Consider the following 18,652-nt stretch of genomic DNA (forward strand, 5'->3'; position numbering starts at 1 on the left):
TTTAAGAATATTCTATAGCTGAATCAGGCGCCGGACGGCGCCTGGAAGAGAAGATTAACGCTGTTCGCCCCGGCTGGCAATAACGTTTTGATACCAAAAAAAGCTCTTTTTTCGTTTACGGGCGCGATCTTGCTGATGATCGACATACACAAAGCCGTACTGTTTTTGGTAGCCGTTCAGCCAGCTCAGGAGGTCAATAAAGGACCAGGGATAATAACCGCGGACATCGGCCCCGGCGGCTAACGCGTTTTCCAACGCGCGAATGTGGCTGCTGAGATAATCAATACGCGGGTCGTCAACGACTTCGCCATCAATAATGGGGTCTTTGGCGCCTAACCCATTTTCGGTGATGTAAATGGGGATATCGCCATAGCGTTCCTTGATCATCATAATGCCATCGGTTAAACCCTGCGGCCAAATTTCCCAACCCCATTCGGTATAGGTGCTTTGCGGATTGCGCACGAAATAGAACAGCCCTTCAACACCGGGTTCGCCCCCGCTTGACCCCTCCTGCGGCTGCGCGGAGACCGTTTCGCGGCGATAGTAGTTAAGGCCGATGAAATCACAGCGGTTTTCACGCAGCAGCGCGTCATCGCCTGGCGCAAAGCGCGGGACGTCCCACAGGGCTTGCGTTTGCCGGAGCAGGTCGGCGGGATAATGACCGGTCAAAACCGGATCGTATAACCAGTGGGTGTGGATCGCGTCCGCCATGGCGGTGGCCTGGCGATCTTCTTCGCTGGGGGTAAGCGGGGTATGGGGTTGCAGAACGTTGACGAAACCAATCTCGCCGCTAATGCCGGTTTGGCGAAAGTCTTTTACCGCCAGCGCGTGGGCGATGAAGACGTGGTGGCAGGCCTGGATGGCACGCGCCGGGTCGCGGACCGCGGGAGGATGGCAACCGTTAATATAGCCATGGCCGATGAAAACAAGGGTTTCATTAAACGTCGCCCACAGCTTCACCCGTGAGCCGTAGCGTGCGTAACACAGGCGAGCATATTCGGCGAAAGCCTCGGCGGTGCTCCGCGCTTCCCAGCCGCCTTCATCCTGTAACGCCTGCGGCAGATCCCAATGATAGAGCGTAATCATCGGCTCGATATTATGCGCCAGCAGTTCGTCGATTAAATCGCTATAAAACCGAACGCCGGCTTCGTTAACTTCTCCGCGTCCCTGCGGCAGCAGGCGGGGCCAGGAGATGGAAAATCGGTAGCTCTGCAGACCCATTTCAGCCATCAGCGCGACGTCTTCACGAAAGCGATGGTAATGATCGACAGCAACGTCGCCATTGGTGTTCTGGAAGGTCGCTCCCGGTTGATGGGCGTAGATATCCCAGATCGACGGACCTTTACCGTCGGCGTCGTGCCCGCCTTCAACCTGATAGGCGGCGGTGGCGGCGCCCCATAGAAAATTTTGCGGAAATGCGGCCATGAAAAACTCCTTATCGAATGATAAAGAGAGTGTAATGAATGCCTTCGCAAGTCTGCAACCGGTCTCTGAAACCGGTTGCAGACTTGCGAAGCAGGTCACTTTTTCGCGTCAGAGACGGCTGACAGACTAATGGGAGAGGCTGGTTGTCTGGACAACATTAGCCGGAGGCGGGGACTGGTAGTTATCAATATGATGAGCGATAACCAAAAGCAGGGCCGAAACGCCGAAAACAACCCAACCGATAAGTTCTACAATTCTGTTGAAAACGTTGGTCATAATTCTGAAATTAAAAGTTAAAACAGAGCTAAATGTTACTCAATGGGAGGGGTAACGCAAGTGCTACCCGGCGACATTTTTACGGCTGCTGAAAAAGTGGACAGTTAAAATCATTAGAAAAGCTAATAAATCAAATGGGTCGTATAGTTATAGGGTGGCAAAAGTCGAATGCGAAAGCGGGGTGGCAAGATGAGCGACAATATCAGGGTAGGGATTATCGGGTACGGGTACGCCAGTAAAACTTTTCATGCGCCGTTAATCAGCGGGACGCCGGGAATGATCCTGGCGGCGGTATCCAGCAGTGACGAGAGTAAAGTTCTCGCGGATTGGCCCACGGTACGCGTTGTTTCGCAACCGGACCAGTTATTCAATGATGCCGGTATTGACCTGATTGTGATTCCCACCCCGAACGATACCCACTTTCCGCTGGCGAAGGCCGCGCTGGAGGCGGGCAAACATGTCGTGGTCGATAAACCATTTACCGTGACACTGTCACAGGCTCGCGAGCTGGAGGCTATCGCTAAACGTTGCGGTCGGCTGCTTTCCGTTTTCCACAACCGGCGTTGGGATAGCGATTTTTTAACGGTGAAGGCGTTGATTACCGAAGGGCTATTGGGGGAGGTGTGCTATTTCGAATCGCACTTCGATCGCTATCGCCCGCAGGTACGTAACCGCTGGCGTGAACAAGGCGGTCCGGGTAGCGGTATCTGGTACGATCTCGGCCCGCATCTGCTCGACCAGGCGGTCAATCTGTTTGGTTTACCGGTCAGCATGACCGTCGATTTAGCGCAATTGCGCCCGGGGGCGCAATCCACCGACTATTTTCACGCGGTGCTGGCCTATCCGCAGCGGCGGGTGGTGCTGCACGCCACGCTGCTGGCGGCGGCGGAAACCGCACGCTACATCGTGCACGGATCGCGCGCCAGCTACGTCAAATATGGGCTCGATCCGCAGGAGGCGCGGCTGAAAAACGGCGAGCGCCTGCCGCAGGAAGACTGGGGGTACGATATGCGTGATGGCGTATTGACGCGCGTGGAGGGTGAAGATCGTAGCGCGGAGAACTGGTTAACTTTACCGGGCAACTATCCCGCCTATTACGCGGCGATACGCGATGCGCTGAACGGGAGCGGCGACAATCCGGTACCGGCCAGCCAGGCGATTCAGATAATGGAGTTGATTGAACTGGGCCTCGAATCGGCAAAGCACCGCGCAACCCTGTGTCTGATTTGACGTTGGACAGCCCGGCAGTTGCGCTGCCGGGCTGAAACTCAGGCCTGCTTAACGCGTTCGATCAGCGCGGCTTTTTCCTGGTTACTCAGAAATGCCAGTTCGAGGCCATTGATTTGCGCCTGGCGAATCTGATCGCGGCTGAGACCGGCCGCCGGTGCGGCAACGGTGTACTCATGAATAATATCGATACCCTGTACCGCCGGATCGTCGGTATTAATCGACGCCAGGATGCCGTGTTGCAGGAAGGTTTTCAACGGGTGTTGGGCCAGGGAAGCCACGGTGCTGGTCTGAATATTCGAGGTCAGGCAGGATTCAATACCAATGCGTTTTTCGGCGAGGTAATCCATCAGCGCCGGATCCTGTACTGCTTTTACGCCGTGTCCGATACGTTCGGCTCCCAGTTCACGAATCGCCTGCCAGATACTCTCCGGGCCGGCCGCTTCACCCGCGTGAACGGTGATGCGCCAGCCGGCATCGCGGGCAAGCGTAAAGTGGTCCAGAAACAGATTGCCCGGAAAACCAAGTTCGTCACCCGCCAGATCCAGGGCGGTAATCTCATCGCGATGGGCGAGGAGCGCCTCCAGCTCCTGCTGACAGGCCGCTTCACCAAAGGTACGGCTCAGAATACCGATCAGGCGGGCTTCGACGTTAAAATCGCGGCTACCTTCGCGGACGCCGGCAATTACCGCTTCGACCACCCCATCTACTGGTAGCTGGTGGGTCATCGCCATATAACGCGGCGAAAAGCGCAGTTCGACATAGTGCAGGCCGTTACGCGCCGCATCTTCAACGTTTTCGTACGCGACGCGGCGGCAAGCTTCCAGCGACGCCAGCACCTTCACCCCCCAATCCAGCCTGGCGAGAAAACTCACCAGGTCGGGGTCATTACTGGTGACCTGTACGTGCGGGAGCAGGGTATCAAGCGTGGTTGCCGGAAGTGCGATATTGAACTGGCGGCCAAGATCGAGAATGGTTTGGGCCCGGATGTTGCCGTCAAGATGGCGGTGAATGTCGGTTAATGGCAAAGTCGAATCAATCATGGTCGCACTCTTTTTTAGTTAAAGTGCACACTATTATACAACATGCGCATAACTGTTTAAAAGTATTGAAAAATCCATTTGATACAAGCATCTGGGAGTCTGACGGAGGCGCTCAGCGCTTTTTAAGATTGAGCGCAGCATACCCTTTCCCGCTGTTTATCACGCCTCCGCGAGCGGCGGCGTCTTACGCCCTTGCTACGTGCCGCCGGTATTGCCGTTGTGGTTTAAGATTGCGGCCCCTGGCGATGCGCGATTGAAAATCGCCGCTAGCGAAAATAACCATCGGCCATAGATGGTCAAATATATTCTTATCCGGAGCCATGTAAAATAATTGTAAGGGGCAATTATAATATACTATGAAATGAACAGGCTACCGCCATAGCGCCTGAAAGGTGCTCCCGCCCCGCTTGTTGAAATTGTTAAGCGAACCTATGCTTGATTAACAGCAAATCGCTGTAAAAAATAATGGAGTTAGCCATGAAACGCAATTATTCAAATATCTCAACAGACAAGTCTAAGGAACAGGACAGAAAAAATCATGACAACGATAAAAAACCGGCAAAAAATCAAAAGTAAATGATCCCGTTTTTATCTGAAATTTAATCATCAGGTGCTGTCAGGGCCGGGCATTCACGCAGTGCGGCTCTGATGATGGGATGTTTCAGGAGAAAATGAGTCGGTTTTCAGCAAGATGGAGCAAGCACTGGATGCGAATAATACCAGGCGGGTAACAGGGATGTGATAAATAAAACCATTTTCTCTTACTAAACCGCCCACCGGCGGTTTTTTACTGGATATACCGTTCACCTGATCTATTGCCGGCAGCTGTTGATATTTTACCAGCATGGTCGTTATGACCGCGAAAGAGAGGGGCGGTGCTACACGAACCGTTATCATTAAAAAACATCGCGGTGAGGTTCAACTGAATTAAATAATGCTGAGGGGAGTTGTTTTATCCATTTTTCGTATTCTGCAATCAGCGATGGATAACGTCATCTGAACAAGGCGTTGCGCAAAAGAAGGCGCCGCCCGGGGCTATCCTGGTCACGCGGTCATTTTTGTCTCATCCTGCGTGGGGAGTGCCCCCCCGGGCGCGGGTGAACGCTCATAGCAAAATGCTATTAATCATAGTGAATCAGTATTTAATTTTACTGATGGGATTTTCTATAGTTCCAGGCGCTACTTTTCCTGCAATGAATGGCAGGCTATTTTTAAAAGGACCCTGGGAATATGGTATTCACTCTAAAGAAATTTGTGGTTTCGCTGGCAGTCGCCAGCTCCGTTTTGCTGACCGCCTGCGGCCCCGCCGGGCAGGACCCCAATCATATCAAAGTCGGTATTAGCGCGGGTATCGATCAGCAGGTGTGGTCGGTGGTGCAAAAGGTGGCGAAAGAGAAGTACAACCTCGACGTTGAGGTCGTCACCTTTAACGACTTCGTGCTGCCGAATGAAGCGCTCAACAATGGCGATCTGGACATCAACGCCTTCCAGCATAAACCGTATCTTGATAAGCAGATCGAGGAGCGGGGCTATAAGCTGACCGAGGTGGGGACAACGTTCGTCTATCCGATAGCGGCATACTCGAAAAAAATAGACTCAATTGACGCCTTGCCTGACGGTGCGCAGGTTGCCGTGCCGAACGATCCGACCAACCTGGGCCGCTCGTTGCTGTTACTGCAAAAACAGGGGCTGATTACGCTCAAGGACGGGGTGGGTTTACTGCCTACCGCTTTAGATATCATTAAGAATCCCAAACGGTTGAAAATCGTCGAGATTGAAGCGCCGCAGCTTACGCGTGCCCTCGACGATCAGAAAATAAGCCTCGCGGTGATTAATACCACCTTTTCCAGCCAGGTCGGCCTTTCACCCACCCGTAACGGGCTGTTTGTGGAAGATAAAAACTCGCCATACGTCAATATCTTCGCCAGCCGCATTGACAATAAAGACAGCGAAAAGGTGAAAAATCTGGTTAAGGCCTATCAGACGGATGAAGTGGCCGCCGCCGCCGCCGCGCTTTACAAAGGGGATGCGGTAAAAGGCTGGTAGCCCCTCGTTTGCCGGCGCGGCTATACTCCTCAGGCTTTCAGCCATGCTCAAAATCAGGCCTGCTGAAAGCCTGTTGGAAGAGACAGGGAATAAGCAGGGAGAAACAGATGAAAGCGTTCCTGTTGCTCGTGTTGGCGCTCCTGCTGGCAGGATGCGGTGAAACGACGCCGCGGAGCGCGATTGCCCGCGGTTTGGTTCAGGCCCCTGATGGGGAAAGGGTGCAGGCTTATACCCACTCCGCCAGGCCGGTAACGGGTAACCCCGCTCCCGGCCTGAATCAATCCCTATTTCTGAATCAGATAACGGATAGTCGGACCGTCCTGCTGAATCTCCAGCACCGTGTAGCCGTAGTTTCTGGCATCCTGCGGAATGTTATTGATCGACTGCGGACAATCGCTCACCACTTCCAGAATTTCCCCTTTTTTTAGCGAAGGCATCGCCTCGAGGGTCGCAACGGCCGGATAGGGGCAGGGCTCGCCTACCATGTCGAGACGATAATCAGGGACGATCGTTTTCATGCGGTTTCCTTAATATTGGCCAGCGCGGCGGCTTTCTGACGGAAAAAACGCTTTTCCCAGACGATAACCAGCATCAGCGCGATAAATAACAGCAGATAGGTCACCAGCAGGCCGCCAAAGGGACCGAAGGTGGTTAGCAGGTTAACTTTATCCCAGCGGGTGGCCAGCGCCGGTGATAAATCATCCCAAAAGTAGGCCAGAATCGTTGAACCGATAACGTTGCCCAGCCCCACCCACCAGTAGTGAACCTGGCCTTCCACGGCGCGATACATCCAGCCGGTTTCACAGCCGCCGGCGAGTACGATACCAAAACCAAACAGCAGGCCGCCGATGACCGCATTAGGACCGGCCCACATGATTTTGGGCTCCATGCCGAGCTGCACATAGCTGAAAATGCCGATCGCACTCGCCGCCATCCCGAAGATAATCGCTTTGGCCATATAGGTACGCCCGGTAATCCACATATCGCGGAATGCCGAGGTAAAGCAGATTTGCGCGCGCTCGATCAGCAGGCCGAATCCGACGCCAAACAGCATTGCCAGACCGAGCTTCGGTTGATTGGCCGCGGTGAGCAACCCCCAGGCAATCATGGCCAGAAACACCACCATGCCTAAGCGAAAACGGCGCCGCGCCTGGGCCGGTTTTTGCGTTAATGGCGAAGCGGCAGAGACTTTCTGCATCTTCACCGGGATACGAAAAATGGGCAGCAGGGTAAAGCGCGCGCCAAACCAGCTACCGATAGCCGTAGCGATGGCAAAAAACCAGGCATGCAGCGAAAACTGAGGGATCCCGGTAAAAAAGGCGGCCAGATTACAACCCATCGCCAGCCGGGCGCCGAACCCGGCAATGATCCCGCCGGCTACCGCCTGAATGATACGGATCCGGCTGCGCGGCAGGCGTAGTTTGACGTTGTTGGCCCACAGCGCGGCGGCAAAACAGCCGCCGAACATGCCGATAATCATCATGCCGTCGATCCGGGTTAACGGCGTACCTTCGAGATGAATCAGTTTGTAATAACCCCATTGTTCGGCGTGGATGCCAGCCAGCTGCAATAGCTGCCCGCCCCAGCGGGTAAATTCGCCGGTCACGGCCCAGAAGGTGCCGGTAATACCGAAATAATAGGTGGAGAGAATACCGGCGGCGATAACCGCGGGGGCCGGCGCCCAGAACTTAATCAGATACGCCTGTTTAAATTGTTGCCATGTCATGTAACAGCCTCTGAACTCAGAAGGTAAATCACCCGGAGGGCAAAGAAGGGGGGATAATACGCCGCTTATAAAGACAAAACACTCGATGGGATCAAAAGGAATATTATTGACGGCAAAATGAAAGGTCACCGGGTGACCTTTCATATTACGCAGGGTGGCGACAGCCGCTGCCACACGCCACCATTGGGTTAATTAATGAAAACCGAGGCGAATAAGGCCTAAGGGGCAATACAAACCGTCGCAGCCTTCTATTTCCACGCAATCAGCACGGCGTAACTGTTCCGCCGTTTTACCTTCTCCGTGAATGGCTTTAATGACGCCCGTCGCGCCATTGCCGGCCACCATAACCATGCTGCCTGTTGAGATTGCGTTACGGTTACGATCGTAAGTTTTCATGGTTTCCTCCTTTTCACAAATATCTGGACGGGTTGGTTAAGCGGCTTTTTTTAATACACCTTTTTAAATTAGATAATTTTGAGTTTTATCAAAATAATACGCAATTATGGTGAGGGGATTAACCCGTCACGCCGGTGACGGGTCCATTCCGGATGCGCCTTGCCGACGATTATATTTTATTAAAAGCCCAGTACAGCACGGCGGAAAGCAGCACCGACGCGGGTAGCGTCAGCACCCAGGCCATCAGCAGATTACGCACCGTGGAAAACTGCAGCCCCGAGTGATTCGCCGCCATGGTCCCGGCAATCCCCGACGACAGGACGTGGGTGGTGGAGACCGGAAGACCGAATGCATCGGCGGCGCCGATGGTGCTCATGGCCACCAGTTCCGCGCTGGCGCCCTGGGCATAGGTCAGATGGGTTTTGCCGATTTTCTCGCCGATGGTCACCACGATGCGTCGCCAGCCGACCATGGTACCCAGTCCAAGGGCCACGGCGACGGCGACCTTGACCCAGAACGGGATAAAGCGCGTCGCGCTATCCAGCTCTTTTTTCAAGGCGTCAAGGTTCTGCGTGATCTCCAGCGGCAGCTGGAGATCGGGGTGACTCCGCAGATGCTTGATCGTTTCCGCGGCCAGATACATGTCATTGCGGGTATTGGACACCGCCTGTGCCGGAATTTTATCCACCGAACCGTACTGGCGAATCTGATTACCGATAATACCGGACAAACGCGCCAGCGCCGGGAGCACTTCCGGCGTCAGCTGACCGTCGCGTACGTACCGGGTCAGTACGTCGCGGGGCTGCGCCGGGGTGATGCCCGGAAACTGCGCGAGCAGGCGATTTTCAGTGACTTCCGCCAGCGCCGCCACGCGTGGCGCCTGTTCCGGCGGCAGCGTACGGTTTAGCGCATAGGCAATCGGCATGGTGCCGACCAGAATCAACATGATTAACCCCATCCCTTTTTGCCCGTCGTTAGAGCCGTGAGCAAAAGAGACGCCGGTACAGGTAAGGATCAGCAGACTGCGGATCCAGAGCGGCGGTGGGGCATCGTTTTTTGGCGCGGCGTACAGCTGTTTATTTTTGACAAATTTCTTTAACAACAGCAGCAATACCGCGGCGCAGACAAAGCCCACGATGGGCGACAGCAGCAGCGAATACCCGACGTTGATCGCCTGTCCCCAGTCAACGCCGCTGGTGCCGTTGCGTCCGTGGATCAGCGCGTTTGAGACCCCGACGCCGATGATGGAACCGATAAGCGTGTGCGATGAGGATGCCGGAAGGCCAAACCACCAGGTGCCCAGATTCCAGATAATGGCGGAGAACAGCAGGGCGTAGACCATGGCGAAGCCGCCGCCGGTCCCGGCCTGCAGGATGAGTTCGACCGGCAGCAGCGAGATGATCCCGAAGGCCACCACGCCGCTGGAAAGCAGCACCCCGAGGAAGTTAAAAAAGCCAGACCACATCACGGCGACGGTTGGCGGCAGGGAATGGGTATAGATAACGGTGGCGACGGCGTTCGCGGTATCGTGAAAACCGTTAACGAACTCAAAGCCCAGCGCAATGAATAACGCCAGCCCTAATAGCAGAAAAGGCAGGTAGCTGGTATATACCGTCCCGGAGCTGGCCACATCATGAAATAAGTTTACCCCTGAGAAAGCGATTCCTATGGCTAATAAAAAGATAAAAAAAAGAACAGTTTTTTTGCTGTTCTTTTGGTAAAGCTTTGACCGGACAATCTGCGGGTCAATGCCCGGCGCGATGCGTTGCGAGCTGCTGTTTTCGCTCATCAGGGACCTTCCTCTATACATCAGACAGAATAATTGACATGGATGTCAGCGCTGAACTTATAAAACGCAGATGTCAGTCAGGTTTCTGTTTTATGAACAAATCATTAACCTTGCCAGGCCGTGAAAAATAGCGAAAGATGACTTTATTCGGGCCTGAACAGTGCTTAATGCCATCCTGAGGGATATATGAGTCAAGACGTCGCGGGAAAGATGTTAAAACCCGATTTTGATGTGGAAGTGTCCGGGTTAGTGTATGGTTTTATCTTTCGTGAAGGGAAAACCCCGCAGCAAATAACCTCGCAGCAGGTTTGCGTGCAATATCATGAGCTGGACGGCGAAAACGACTTTGTCTGGCTGCATCTCAACCTGAACCACGCCACCGCAGAGAAGTGGCTGCTGAACCATTTCCCCGTTGCCGATTTTTTCTTTGAAGAGATTCGTGATGGTTCACATACCACCCGTATCGAACGGCAGGGCGATAATCTGTTTGCCGTCCTGAATGACGTCCTGTTCCACCCTAAAGAGACCACCGCAGAAACCTCGACGCTGTGGCTGTATTGCAGCCAGAAGCTGGTGGTGACGGCGCGTTATAAGCCGCTACGCTTTATTGAATGGATGCTGCCGCGGCTGGCCGGGTTAAAGATGAACTCTTCTACCGAACTGATGGCCTTCCTGCTTGAAGAGCAGGAGGAGGTGCTGGAGCAGGTGGTGCGGCAGGCCAGCCGGCACGTCGATGCGATTGAAGAGCGTTTGCTCAGCAACCACGTGCAGCGAAACCGCGCCGACCTCGCGCGCCTGCGGCGTATGCTGCTGCGCTTTCAGCGCCTGCTGGCCCCGGAGCCTGCGGCGATGTTTCGTTTGTTGAATCGACCTCCGGCGTGGATCGATCGTTCGGTAGTCCAGGAGTTCCGCCAGTTCACCGAGGAGTTTACGGTGGTGCTCAACGATCTCTCCGGCTTGATTGAGCGTATCAGCCTGCTTCAGGAAGAGATCAGCGCCCGACAGATGGAACAAAGCAACCGTACGCTGTATACCCTGACGGTGATCACCGTGCTGGCGCTGCCGATCAATATCGTCGCCGGGTTCTTTGGCATGAACGTTGGCGGGATCCCGCTTGCCAGCAATCATCATGGATTTATTCTGCTGGTGCTGATTGTCGGCGTGTTCACCCTTGGCGCCGGGTATCTGGCTTTTCGCCGCCGGGACGATCTGTAAACGGTGCGCCAGGCGGCGGTTAGCGTAACCGCCGCGCAGGCTTTTACTGCAGCGCAGGCTTTTACTGCAGCGCGCGCAGGGCGGCAATCAATCCGTTGACGCCTTTCTCCAGCTTCTCGCGGGGACAGCCGGCGTTGAGGCGCACAAATCCAACGCCATCTTCGCCGTAGGTATAGCCCGGCATAATAGCGACCTTCTGCTCCTCGATAAGCGCTTTTTGCAGGGCGCGATCGTCGACATTCAGCGGGCGCAGATCGATCCAGGCGAGATAGGTGGCCTGCGGCGGTTGCCAGCTAAGCGACGGGAAAGCCTGATTAAGCGCCTGAGCGATATAGCGCATATTGCCTTCTAAATAGACCCGCAGCGCATCCAGCCACGGAGCGCCTTCGCGATAGGCGGCAATATGGGCGACCAGCGCCGGTACCGAAGGTGAAGAGAGCCCGTCCCGATTTTTCAGCGCCGTGAGATACCCCTCGCGCGAGGCGGCGTCGTCAATCAGGCCGTAGGCGCCGGTGAAGGCGGGGATATTAAAGCTTTTCGACGCGGAGGTGAACAGCGCCCACGGGCTGCGGGCGACGGCGCACCAGGGGATGTGCTGATGGTCACCCCAGACCATATCCATATGAATCTCATCGCTTATCACCTTCACGCCGTGCTGTTCACACAGCCGGGATAGGGTGTCGAGCTCATCGCGGCTCCAGACCTTGCCGGTTGGATTATGCGGACTGCACAGCAGCATAAGGGTATTGCGCGGATCCGCCAGCGCCCGTTCCAGCTGTGCCATATCGCAGCGCCACTGGTTTTGCTCGCGGATCAGCGGGACCGCGGCTACCCGGCGTTGATTGCCTTCAATCGTTTTATAAAAGGCATCATAGGCCGGAGTGTGGATCACCACGCCGTCACCGACGTCTGACCACCGGCGGATCATCTCCGCCACCATATACATCACCGAGGGGCCATAGACGATAGCATCGCGGTCAACAGGAGTATGAAAACGGCTGGCGTACCAGTGGGCGACGGCACCAAGAAACTCGTCGTTTTTCCAGCGGCTGTAGCCGAATACGCCGTGCGCAAGGCGTTTGCTGAGCGCATCAAGAATGCAGGGCGCGGTGGCGAAATCCATATCCGAGATAGTGAACGGCAGCAGGTCGGCGGCGCCAAAACGATCGGCCACATAATCCCATTGCGTACACCAGGTTCCGTGGCGATCGACCGGCGTTGAAAAATCAAACATCTGAACTTCCTTCATCTCATACCCCTCCCGGGCGGGAGGGGAAAGGCGGTTTATGCCTGGACGGTATTCATCAGAACGGCCATCTCATCTTTCACCGACTGTACCTGCGGCCCAATCACCACCTGCAGGTTGTGCTGATTGAGCTGAACGACGCCGATCGCGCGATTGGCTTTCAGCGCGGCGGTGTCGACTTTGCTCATGTCGTTAACCGACAGGCGCAGGCGGGTAATGCAGTTATCGAGCGACGTGATGTTGTCCGCGCCGCCCAGCGCAGCCAGAATCGCCGGCACGTTATAGCCGGATTTCCCGGTGACGCCGGAGACCGCTTTTTCAAAGGCGGCGTTGGTTTCGATATCGCGGCCCGGGGTTTTCAGGTTAAAGCGGGTAATGGCGAAGCGGAAGATGCCGTAGTAAACCGCAAACCAGATGGCGGCGACCACCGGTACCAGATACCATTTGGTCGACAGGCCGTGGAGGATCCCGAAAACCACAAAGTCGATGACGTTGCCGTCGGTATTACCGATAGTCACCCCCAGCACCGCCATGATGGTAAAACCGAGGCCGGTCAGCAGGGCGTGAATGAGGTACAGTACCGGAGCGACGAACAGGAACAGGAATTCCAGCGGTTCAGTGGTGCCGCCAACGACGCAGGCGATCACGCCGGAGATCAGCAGCCCTTTAATTTTGTGGCGGTTTTCAGGGCGTGCGCAGTGGTACATCGCCAGTGCGGCGCCCGGCAGGCCGCCGAGGAACGCCGGCATTTTCCCCTGCGACAGGAAGCGGGTCGCGCTTTCAGAGAAGCCGTGGGTTTCCGGGCAGCTGAGCTGGGCCTGGAAGATAGTCAGCGCGCCGCTGACGCTATGCCCGCACACGTCCATGGTGCCGCCCGCCTCGGTAAAGCGAATCAGCGCCACCAGGATGTGCTGCAGACCGAAAGGCAACAGCAAACGTTCCCCGGTACCGAAAATCATCGGGCCAAAATTGCCCGCGCTGTTAATCACCTGGCCGAGGGCGTTAATCCCTATGGCGAATACTGGCCACACCAGCGGAATAGCCAGCCCGACGAGGCCGAGGACGACGGTGGTGATAATCGGCACAAAACGCGTGCCGCCAAAGAAAGCCAGCGCATCCGGCAGGCGGATATTGTGAAAACGTTCATGCAGCATCCAGATGATGATCCCGGCGATGACCGCGCCAAGGATCCCGGTATCGATCGACTGAATCCCGATAACGCTCTGGATATTGTTCGCTTTGAGAATGGCGGCATCGGTCGTCGGCAAAATGCCTTTTGCCGTCAGCCAGAAGTTAACCGCGAGGTTCATGACCGCATAGCCGACAAAGCCGGCGAAGGCGGCGACGCCTTTGTTTTCACGCGCCAGGCCCAGCGGAATCGCGATACAGAACATCACCGGCAGGAAGCTGAAGGCGAAAGAGCCGATTTTGCTCATCCACACAAACACCGCCTGCAGCAGGGGCGTGTTCAGCCACGGCTGCAGAGTGAGGACATCATGGCTACTTAAGGAACTGCCGATCCCTAACATGATCCCGCAGAACGAGAGCAGCGCCACGGGTAACATAAACGTTTTTCCTAACTGCTGGAAAAACTCCCACAAAGTGATTTTGGGTGCTGTTTTTGCCGTCATTAACGCGAATCCTGATGTGTTGAGTTATGGGTGAGTGCAACGTCACGGAAAGATAAAACGTTTTACCACTTTTTAGTGCGATAAAAATCACATAATCAAGCGATGATAACGTTTATAAAGATAACCTATTGATAAAACGTTTTATCGGTCGCCACAGGGAGACGGTTGCAGGTATGGCTATCGCAAAAAAGATCACCATCAACGACGTGGCGCAGGTGGCCGGGGTTTCGGTCAGCACGGTTTCGCTGGTTCTCAGCGGTAAAGGGCGCATTTCGTCAGCCACCGGCGAGCGCGTCAATCAGGCGATTGAGCAGCTGGGGTTTGTGCGTAATCGCCAGGCGGCATCGCTGCGCGGCGGGCAAAGCGGGGTGATCGGCCTGATAGTCAGCGATCTGTCGAAGCCTTTTTATGCTGAGCTTACCGCCGGGCTGACGGATGCCCTTGAGTCCGAGGGCAAAATGGTCTTTCTGACCCAGGGCGGGCATCGTGGCGAAAAAATGCTCCAGCGCTTTGACACCCTGGTTGCCCAGGGGGTTGATGGGGTGATCATCGCGGGCGCTATCGACAAGGGCGGCGAACTGCGCGATCGGGCGGGGGAAGTGGGGATGCCGCTGGTGTTCGCCTCGCGCGCCAGTTATCTCGATGATATCGACCTTATTCGCCCGGATAATATGCAGGCCGCGCAGATCGTCACCGAGCATCTGATTCGCCGCGGGCATCAGCGCATCGCCTGGCTGGGGGGGCAAAGTTCTTCGTTGACGCGCGCGGAACGGGTAGGTGGCTACTGCGCCACGCTGCTGAAATATGGCCTGCCGTTTCACAGCGAATGGGTGGTGGAGTGCGAGTCTAGCCAGAAGCTGGCGGCGGAAGCCATGACCGCGCTGCTGCACAAGAACCCGACGATCACCGCCGTCTTATGCTACAACAACGTGATTGCCACCGGGGCATGGTTTGGCCTGATGCGGGCCGGGCGGCAGAGCGGTGAAGACAGCGTGGAAAGCTATTTTGAACAGCGGGTGGCGCTGGCGGCCTTTGCCGAAGTGCCGGAGAGTGCGCTGGATGATGTCCCGCTTACCTGGGTTACCACCCCGGCGAGAGAGATGGGACAAAGCCTGGCCGAGTGTATCCTGCGTCGTCTGGAAAAGGGGCCGATGGCCGCGAGAAACCAGATTATGCCCCCGCGGCTGGTCACCCGCAAATAGCCCCCCGAAAGGGGCTATCGGCAACATTATTGTTGTGGCGCGAGCGGAGGAACGACCCCTGCAGGCGCGGCGTCCTGCGGCGCGGCGTCGTCAGGCGCGGCATCCGGGGCTGTCGGCAGCGTCCAGCCAAACATGCCGGCAAACTCGTCCAGCGGCATTTTCTGCCCGTTCAGCGTGACCTGGCCGTCGGCATATTGCAGGCTGGAAGTGATGGCATTGTCTTCCATCGTGGTGATGCGGAACATCTGCCCCATGGCCGCCAGACCTTTCACCTGCTGGTCCGCCAGCTTCGCGGCATCCGCCGGCTGGTAGCCCTCGAGACCGGCAATCTGGGTCATCAAGGCGGTCGCCATATCAACCGGGATCACCAGTTTGCTATCGAGCGATTTGACGCCGCTGTCCACTTCATCCGCCAGCGTTTTCGGCTCAGTCGTGGTCAGCGCCGGGTCTTTCAGCAGGATAGACATGTTAAAGGTGCTTTCCCCCCTGGCGTTACGCCAGCTCAGCGGGGCAATGGTCAGAGACGGGTTACCTTTCAGCAGAATCGGCAGCGCCTTGAAGAAGGTTTCGCTCAGCGCTTGCTGATACAGCTCGGGATTCTGGGTCAGCTCCGGTTTAGCCATCAGCGCCTGCGCTTCGGCATGATACTGCTGGCTGAACTGATGCCACGCCTGGCCATCGAGATTAGCCAGTTTCACCGTCAGCTTGCCGCTGCCAATATCCTGGTTCTGCAGCTTGAGGCTGTTGACGGTATAATCCAGCTGGCTGTTAATCGCTTTGCCATCTTCCGTCAGCGAGGACTGGCCGTCGATGTTCATCCCTTCCAGCAGGGCCAGCTCTTTACCTTCAATACCGATCGACAGCTTCTCCAGCGAGACCTTCTGCTTGCCGATACGCTCGTCGAAGCGGGTCATTTCGGTTGCGCCGTCGGTTGTCAGGTTATTGAAGTTCAGCTGCACTTTCTGATTGTATTCGTTGAGCGCGTTAATCTGCCCGCTGTCCGCCTTGCCGCTCAGGCTCACTGTCTTGCCCCCGGCATCGGCGTTGAGCTGGAACTGACCGCCGCTGAAGGTGATTTTTTCATCGCCTTTGGCGTAGTCCAGCGGTTTCAGGTCGATAGCCGACTGGCTGTCGCCGCTGTAGGCAATCCGGGTATCGATAACAAACGGCGATTCGCCTTTCGCGATATCAAACAGCGCCTTGCTGGCCTCGTTATTGACCAGCGTGGTTTTCACTGAGGCCATCGCGGGAACGATATTGCCGGATTTCAGCGCCGCCAGCGGGAAAGGGCCGTGATCGACGACTTCGTCAAGCACCAGACTCTGTCCGGCGGCAAGCCAGCTGTTCTCTTTACCGGCCACCGGCTTCACCACCAGCTGCAGATGGCTGCTGAACAGGCCGCGCTGATAGTTTTGCCACGCCAGCTCGACGCCGGCTTCCGGGGCGCTACTCTGCAGCTGCGTATTCGCCTGCTGCACCACATCGGCGAGGCGATTTTCCAGCTGTTTTCCTGTGTACCAGGCTCCGCCTGTCCAGACCACGCCCAGAGCCACGATAATTCCTGCTGCGACCAGCGATTTCTTCATAGCATTTGTCCATAAATGAAACCAGGCGGAGCAAGCCGCCTGGTCATGTTGTCATGATGAGTGGAAGTCTAGCAACTGCGACTCAAAAGTTCAGTAACTTACTTGAGCTTATTGAACACGCGCGCCAGACGACCGGTCCCGCTGACCTGCACCGGCGACTCGTTGCAGGCAATAAAGGCCGATTCGCCCGGTTGCAGAGTCAGGCGCTGCTCGCCTTTACGGATAACGGCATTGCCGTCGACACAGAAGATAATGGCCGCGCTATCCTGCGCGAGGGTGGACTCCTGCGCCGACAGATCGTGGAGGGAGAAAGCAAAATCGTCTACCGGGATCGGGAAATCCAGCTCCGCCTCGTGTTTCTGCGGTTGCGTCAGCAGCTCGCCGGCCGGTTTAGCCACGAACTTCACATTGGCAACCAGTTCCGGAATGTCGATGTATTTCGGCGTTAGCCCCGCGCGCAGCACGTTATCCGAGTTGGCCATCACTTCCAGCGCCACGCCCTGCAGGTAAGCGTGCGGCGTTTCGGCAAACAGGAACATCGCCTCGCCTGGGTTCAGCTTCACTACATTCAGCAGCAGAGGAGAGAACAGGCCGCTATCGTCCGGGTAGAATTCGGCGATCAGGCGGATAGTCTGCCACGGTTCGCCCTGCTGGTTATCCAGCGCCGTTTGCAGCACGCGTAACGCATGGGCTTTTTCTTCGCCCTGCATATTCAGCAGGCCGGCGAACAGCTGGCTTAACCGATCGGCGTCCGGTTGGCTCAAAAACTCGCCGATAGCCGGGTGCGCGCTGGCGACCGGCTGCAGCAATGTGGCGATGTCAGCGAACTCGCGGAAAGCGTTCATCGCCAGGAACGGCGTCAGGGCAAAAACCAGCTCCGGCTTGTGGTTCGGATCTTTATAGTTGCGCTCGGCGGCAGAGAGGGGAATACCGGCGGCATTCTCTTTGGCGAAGCCAATCTCCGAGGCCTGCTTGTTCGGGTGAACCTGAATGGACAATGGTTGGGCGGCGCACAGTACTTTAAACAGGAACGGCAGTTCGCCGAAACGCTGCGCGACCTTGTCGCCGAGCAGGGCGGATTTATCGCTATCAATAACGTCGCGCAGCGATTGCGCTTTGCCGCTGGCGTCGAGAACCTGCGAGCTGCTCTTCGGATGCGCGCCCATCCACAGCTCTGCCATCGGCAGGTTATCCGGGTTGGCGATCCCATACAGTTCCGTTAAAGCGGTGTGACTTCCCCAGGCGTAGTTCTGCACTGAGTTAATGAGCTTCTGCATTCTCAATCCCTGTTTCCACTTGTTAGTTATCGCTCTATTAAACCAGCAAATCGCCGGGAAGCAACTGCTGAAAGAAAAAGTCGTCCTTGTCTCAGTTTTTGTTAAAAATTTGTGTAAAATTGATCGACTCGCTTTTCTACAGGCAAATGGAGCGTCTGCCTGAAATATAATCAGCCAAGCAGTAAGTGAGAGCACAATGTCGAATAAACCGTTTGTTTATCAGGATCCTTTTCCCCTTAAAAAGGATGACACCGAGTATTATCTCCTCAGTCGTGATTACGTCTCTGTCGCCGAATTCGCCGGCCAGGAAGTCCTTAAGGTTGAACCCCAGGCGCTGACCCTTCTGGCACAGCACGCTTTCCACGACGCTTCCTTTATGTTGCGCCCGGCGCACCAGCAGCAGGTTGCCGATATCCTCAACGACCCGGAAGCCAGCGAAAACGACAAATACGTCGCGCTGCAGTTTCTGCGCAACTCGGAAATCGCCGCCAAAGGCATTTTGCCGACCTGCCAGGATACCGGCACCGCCATCATCATGGGCAAAAAAGGCCAGCGCGTGTGGACCGG

The 18,652-nt window shown here is 55.9% G+C and carries 17 protein-coding genes; 5 read left to right on the top strand and 12 right to left on the bottom strand.

Annotation, left to right across the window (positions count from 1 at the left end; genetic code table 11):
• Positions 1-54: 54 nt before the first annotated feature.
• On the bottom strand, positions 55-1,425 hold the full coding sequence (locus EDF73_RS20075; RefSeq protein ID WP_132730808.1) for a GH1 family beta-glucosidase: 1,371 nt from the start codon (positions 1,423-1,425) through the stop codon (positions 55-57).
• A 126-nt stretch (positions 1,426-1,551) separates the two neighbouring features.
• Positions 1,552-1,701, bottom strand: coding sequence for a division septum protein Blr (gene blr, locus EDF73_RS20080; protein WP_132730809.1), 150 nt, complete (start codon positions 1,699-1,701; stop codon positions 1,552-1,554).
• Positions 1,702-1,890: 189 nt separating this feature from the next.
• On the opposite strand from blr, the gene EDF73_RS20085 reads away from it, so the two are divergent.
• Entirely contained in the window at positions 1,891-2,931 is a 1,041-nt protein-coding gene (locus EDF73_RS20085) for an oxidoreductase (RefSeq protein WP_132730810.1), read from the top strand.
• A 38-nt stretch (positions 2,932-2,969) separates the two neighbouring features.
• Here the strand turns inward: EDF73_RS20085 and add are convergent, their stop codons facing one another.
• Together add and EDF73_RS20095 are read right to left on the bottom strand one after the other, a co-directional pair.
• Positions 2,970-3,971 (bottom strand): adenosine deaminase, encoded by a 1,002-nt coding sequence (gene add / locus EDF73_RS20090; RefSeq protein WP_132730811.1) that lies wholly within the window; start codon positions 3,969-3,971, stop codon positions 2,970-2,972.
• A gap of 630 nt (positions 3,972-4,601) precedes the next feature.
• Entirely contained in the window at positions 4,602-4,868 is a 267-nt protein-coding gene (locus EDF73_RS20095) for a hypothetical protein (RefSeq protein WP_132730812.1), read from the bottom strand.
• Positions 4,869-5,201: 333 nt separating this feature from the next.
• Here EDF73_RS20095 and metQ point away from each other — a divergent pair, with 333 nt between their 5' ends.
• A complete protein-coding gene (gene metQ / locus EDF73_RS20100; RefSeq protein ID WP_132730813.1) occupies positions 5,202-6,017 on the top strand; it encodes a methionine ABC transporter substrate-binding lipoprotein MetQ in 816 nt (271 codons plus the stop codon).
• 284 nt (positions 6,018-6,301) lie between these two features.
• Here the strand turns inward: metQ and yedF are convergent, their stop codons facing one another.
• The 4 genes from yedF to EDF73_RS20120 all read right to left on the bottom strand — a co-directional run bounded on the left by yedF (position 6,302) and on the right by EDF73_RS20120 (position 9,928).
• Complete coding sequence (gene yedF, locus EDF73_RS20105; RefSeq protein WP_132730814.1) at positions 6,302-6,535, bottom strand: sulfurtransferase-like selenium metabolism protein YedF; 234 nt, start codon at positions 6,533-6,535, stop codon at positions 6,302-6,304.
• Positions 6,532-7,743, bottom strand: coding sequence for a selenium metabolism membrane protein YedE/FdhT (yedE, locus tag EDF73_RS20110; protein WP_132730815.1), 1,212 nt, complete (start codon positions 7,741-7,743; stop codon positions 6,532-6,534). Before yedE ends, yedF begins: the two co-directional genes overlap by 4 nt.
• Before the next feature lie 192 nt (positions 7,744-7,935).
• A complete protein-coding gene (gene ydfZ, locus EDF73_RS20115) occupies positions 7,936-8,139 on the bottom strand; it encodes a putative selenium delivery protein YdfZ (protein ID WP_132730816.1) in 204 nt (67 codons plus the stop codon).
• A gap of 169 nt (positions 8,140-8,308) precedes the next feature.
• Entirely contained in the window at positions 8,309-9,928 is a 1,620-nt protein-coding gene (locus tag EDF73_RS20120) for an inorganic phosphate transporter (protein ID WP_132730817.1), read from the bottom strand.
• Positions 9,929-10,114: 186 nt separating this feature from the next.
• Between EDF73_RS20120 and EDF73_RS20125 the strand changes: the two genes are divergently transcribed.
• Positions 10,115-11,143 carry a CorA family divalent cation transporter gene (locus EDF73_RS20125; protein ID WP_132730818.1) on the top strand — a complete coding sequence of 343 codons (1,029 nt, stop codon included), beginning with the start codon at positions 10,115-10,117 and terminating at the stop codon, positions 11,141-11,143.
• 61 nt (positions 11,144-11,204) lie between these two features.
• Here the strand turns inward: EDF73_RS20125 and EDF73_RS20130 are convergent, their stop codons facing one another.
• Together EDF73_RS20130 and malX are read right to left on the bottom strand one after the other, a co-directional pair.
• The gene (locus EDF73_RS20130; RefSeq protein ID WP_132730819.1) at positions 11,205-12,377 is read right to left on the bottom strand and encodes a MalY/PatB family protein; all 1,173 of its coding nucleotides are present in this window, start codon (positions 12,375-12,377) and stop codon (positions 11,205-11,207) included.
• Between the two features lie 50 nt (positions 12,378-12,427).
• Positions 12,428-14,020: a maltose/glucose-specific PTS transporter subunit IIBC gene (gene malX, locus EDF73_RS20135; protein WP_132730820.1), complete on the bottom strand. Its 1,593-nt coding sequence runs from the start codon at positions 14,018-14,020 to the stop codon at positions 12,428-12,430.
• A 173-nt stretch (positions 14,021-14,193) separates the two neighbouring features.
• Here malX and EDF73_RS20140 point away from each other — a divergent pair, with 173 nt between their 5' ends.
• Positions 14,194-15,222 (top strand): Mal regulon transcriptional regulator MalI, encoded by a 1,029-nt coding sequence (locus tag EDF73_RS20140; protein ID WP_132730821.1) that lies wholly within the window; start codon positions 14,194-14,196, stop codon positions 15,220-15,222.
• 26 nt (positions 15,223-15,248) lie between these two features.
• Here the strand turns inward: EDF73_RS20140 and EDF73_RS20145 are convergent, their stop codons facing one another.
• Together EDF73_RS20145 and manA are read right to left on the bottom strand one after the other, a co-directional pair.
• Positions 15,249-16,808, bottom strand: coding sequence for a YdgA family protein (locus tag EDF73_RS20145; RefSeq protein WP_132730822.1), 1,560 nt, complete (start codon positions 16,806-16,808; stop codon positions 15,249-15,251).
• Positions 16,809-16,906: 98 nt separating this feature from the next.
• Positions 16,907-18,085, bottom strand: coding sequence for a mannose-6-phosphate isomerase (gene manA, locus EDF73_RS20150; protein ID WP_132730823.1), 1,179 nt, complete (start codon positions 18,083-18,085; stop codon positions 16,907-16,909).
• A 196-nt stretch (positions 18,086-18,281) separates the two neighbouring features.
• On the opposite strand from manA, the gene EDF73_RS20155 reads away from it, so the two are divergent.
• Positions 18,282-18,652: fumarate hydratase (locus tag EDF73_RS20155; protein WP_207896659.1), on the top strand; the 371-nt coding region annotated here is incomplete at its 3' end.

It is taken from the genome of Klebsiella sp. BIGb0138, assembly GCF_004342285.1.
GTDB lineage: Bacteria > Pseudomonadota > Gammaproteobacteria > Enterobacterales > Enterobacteriaceae > Klebsiella.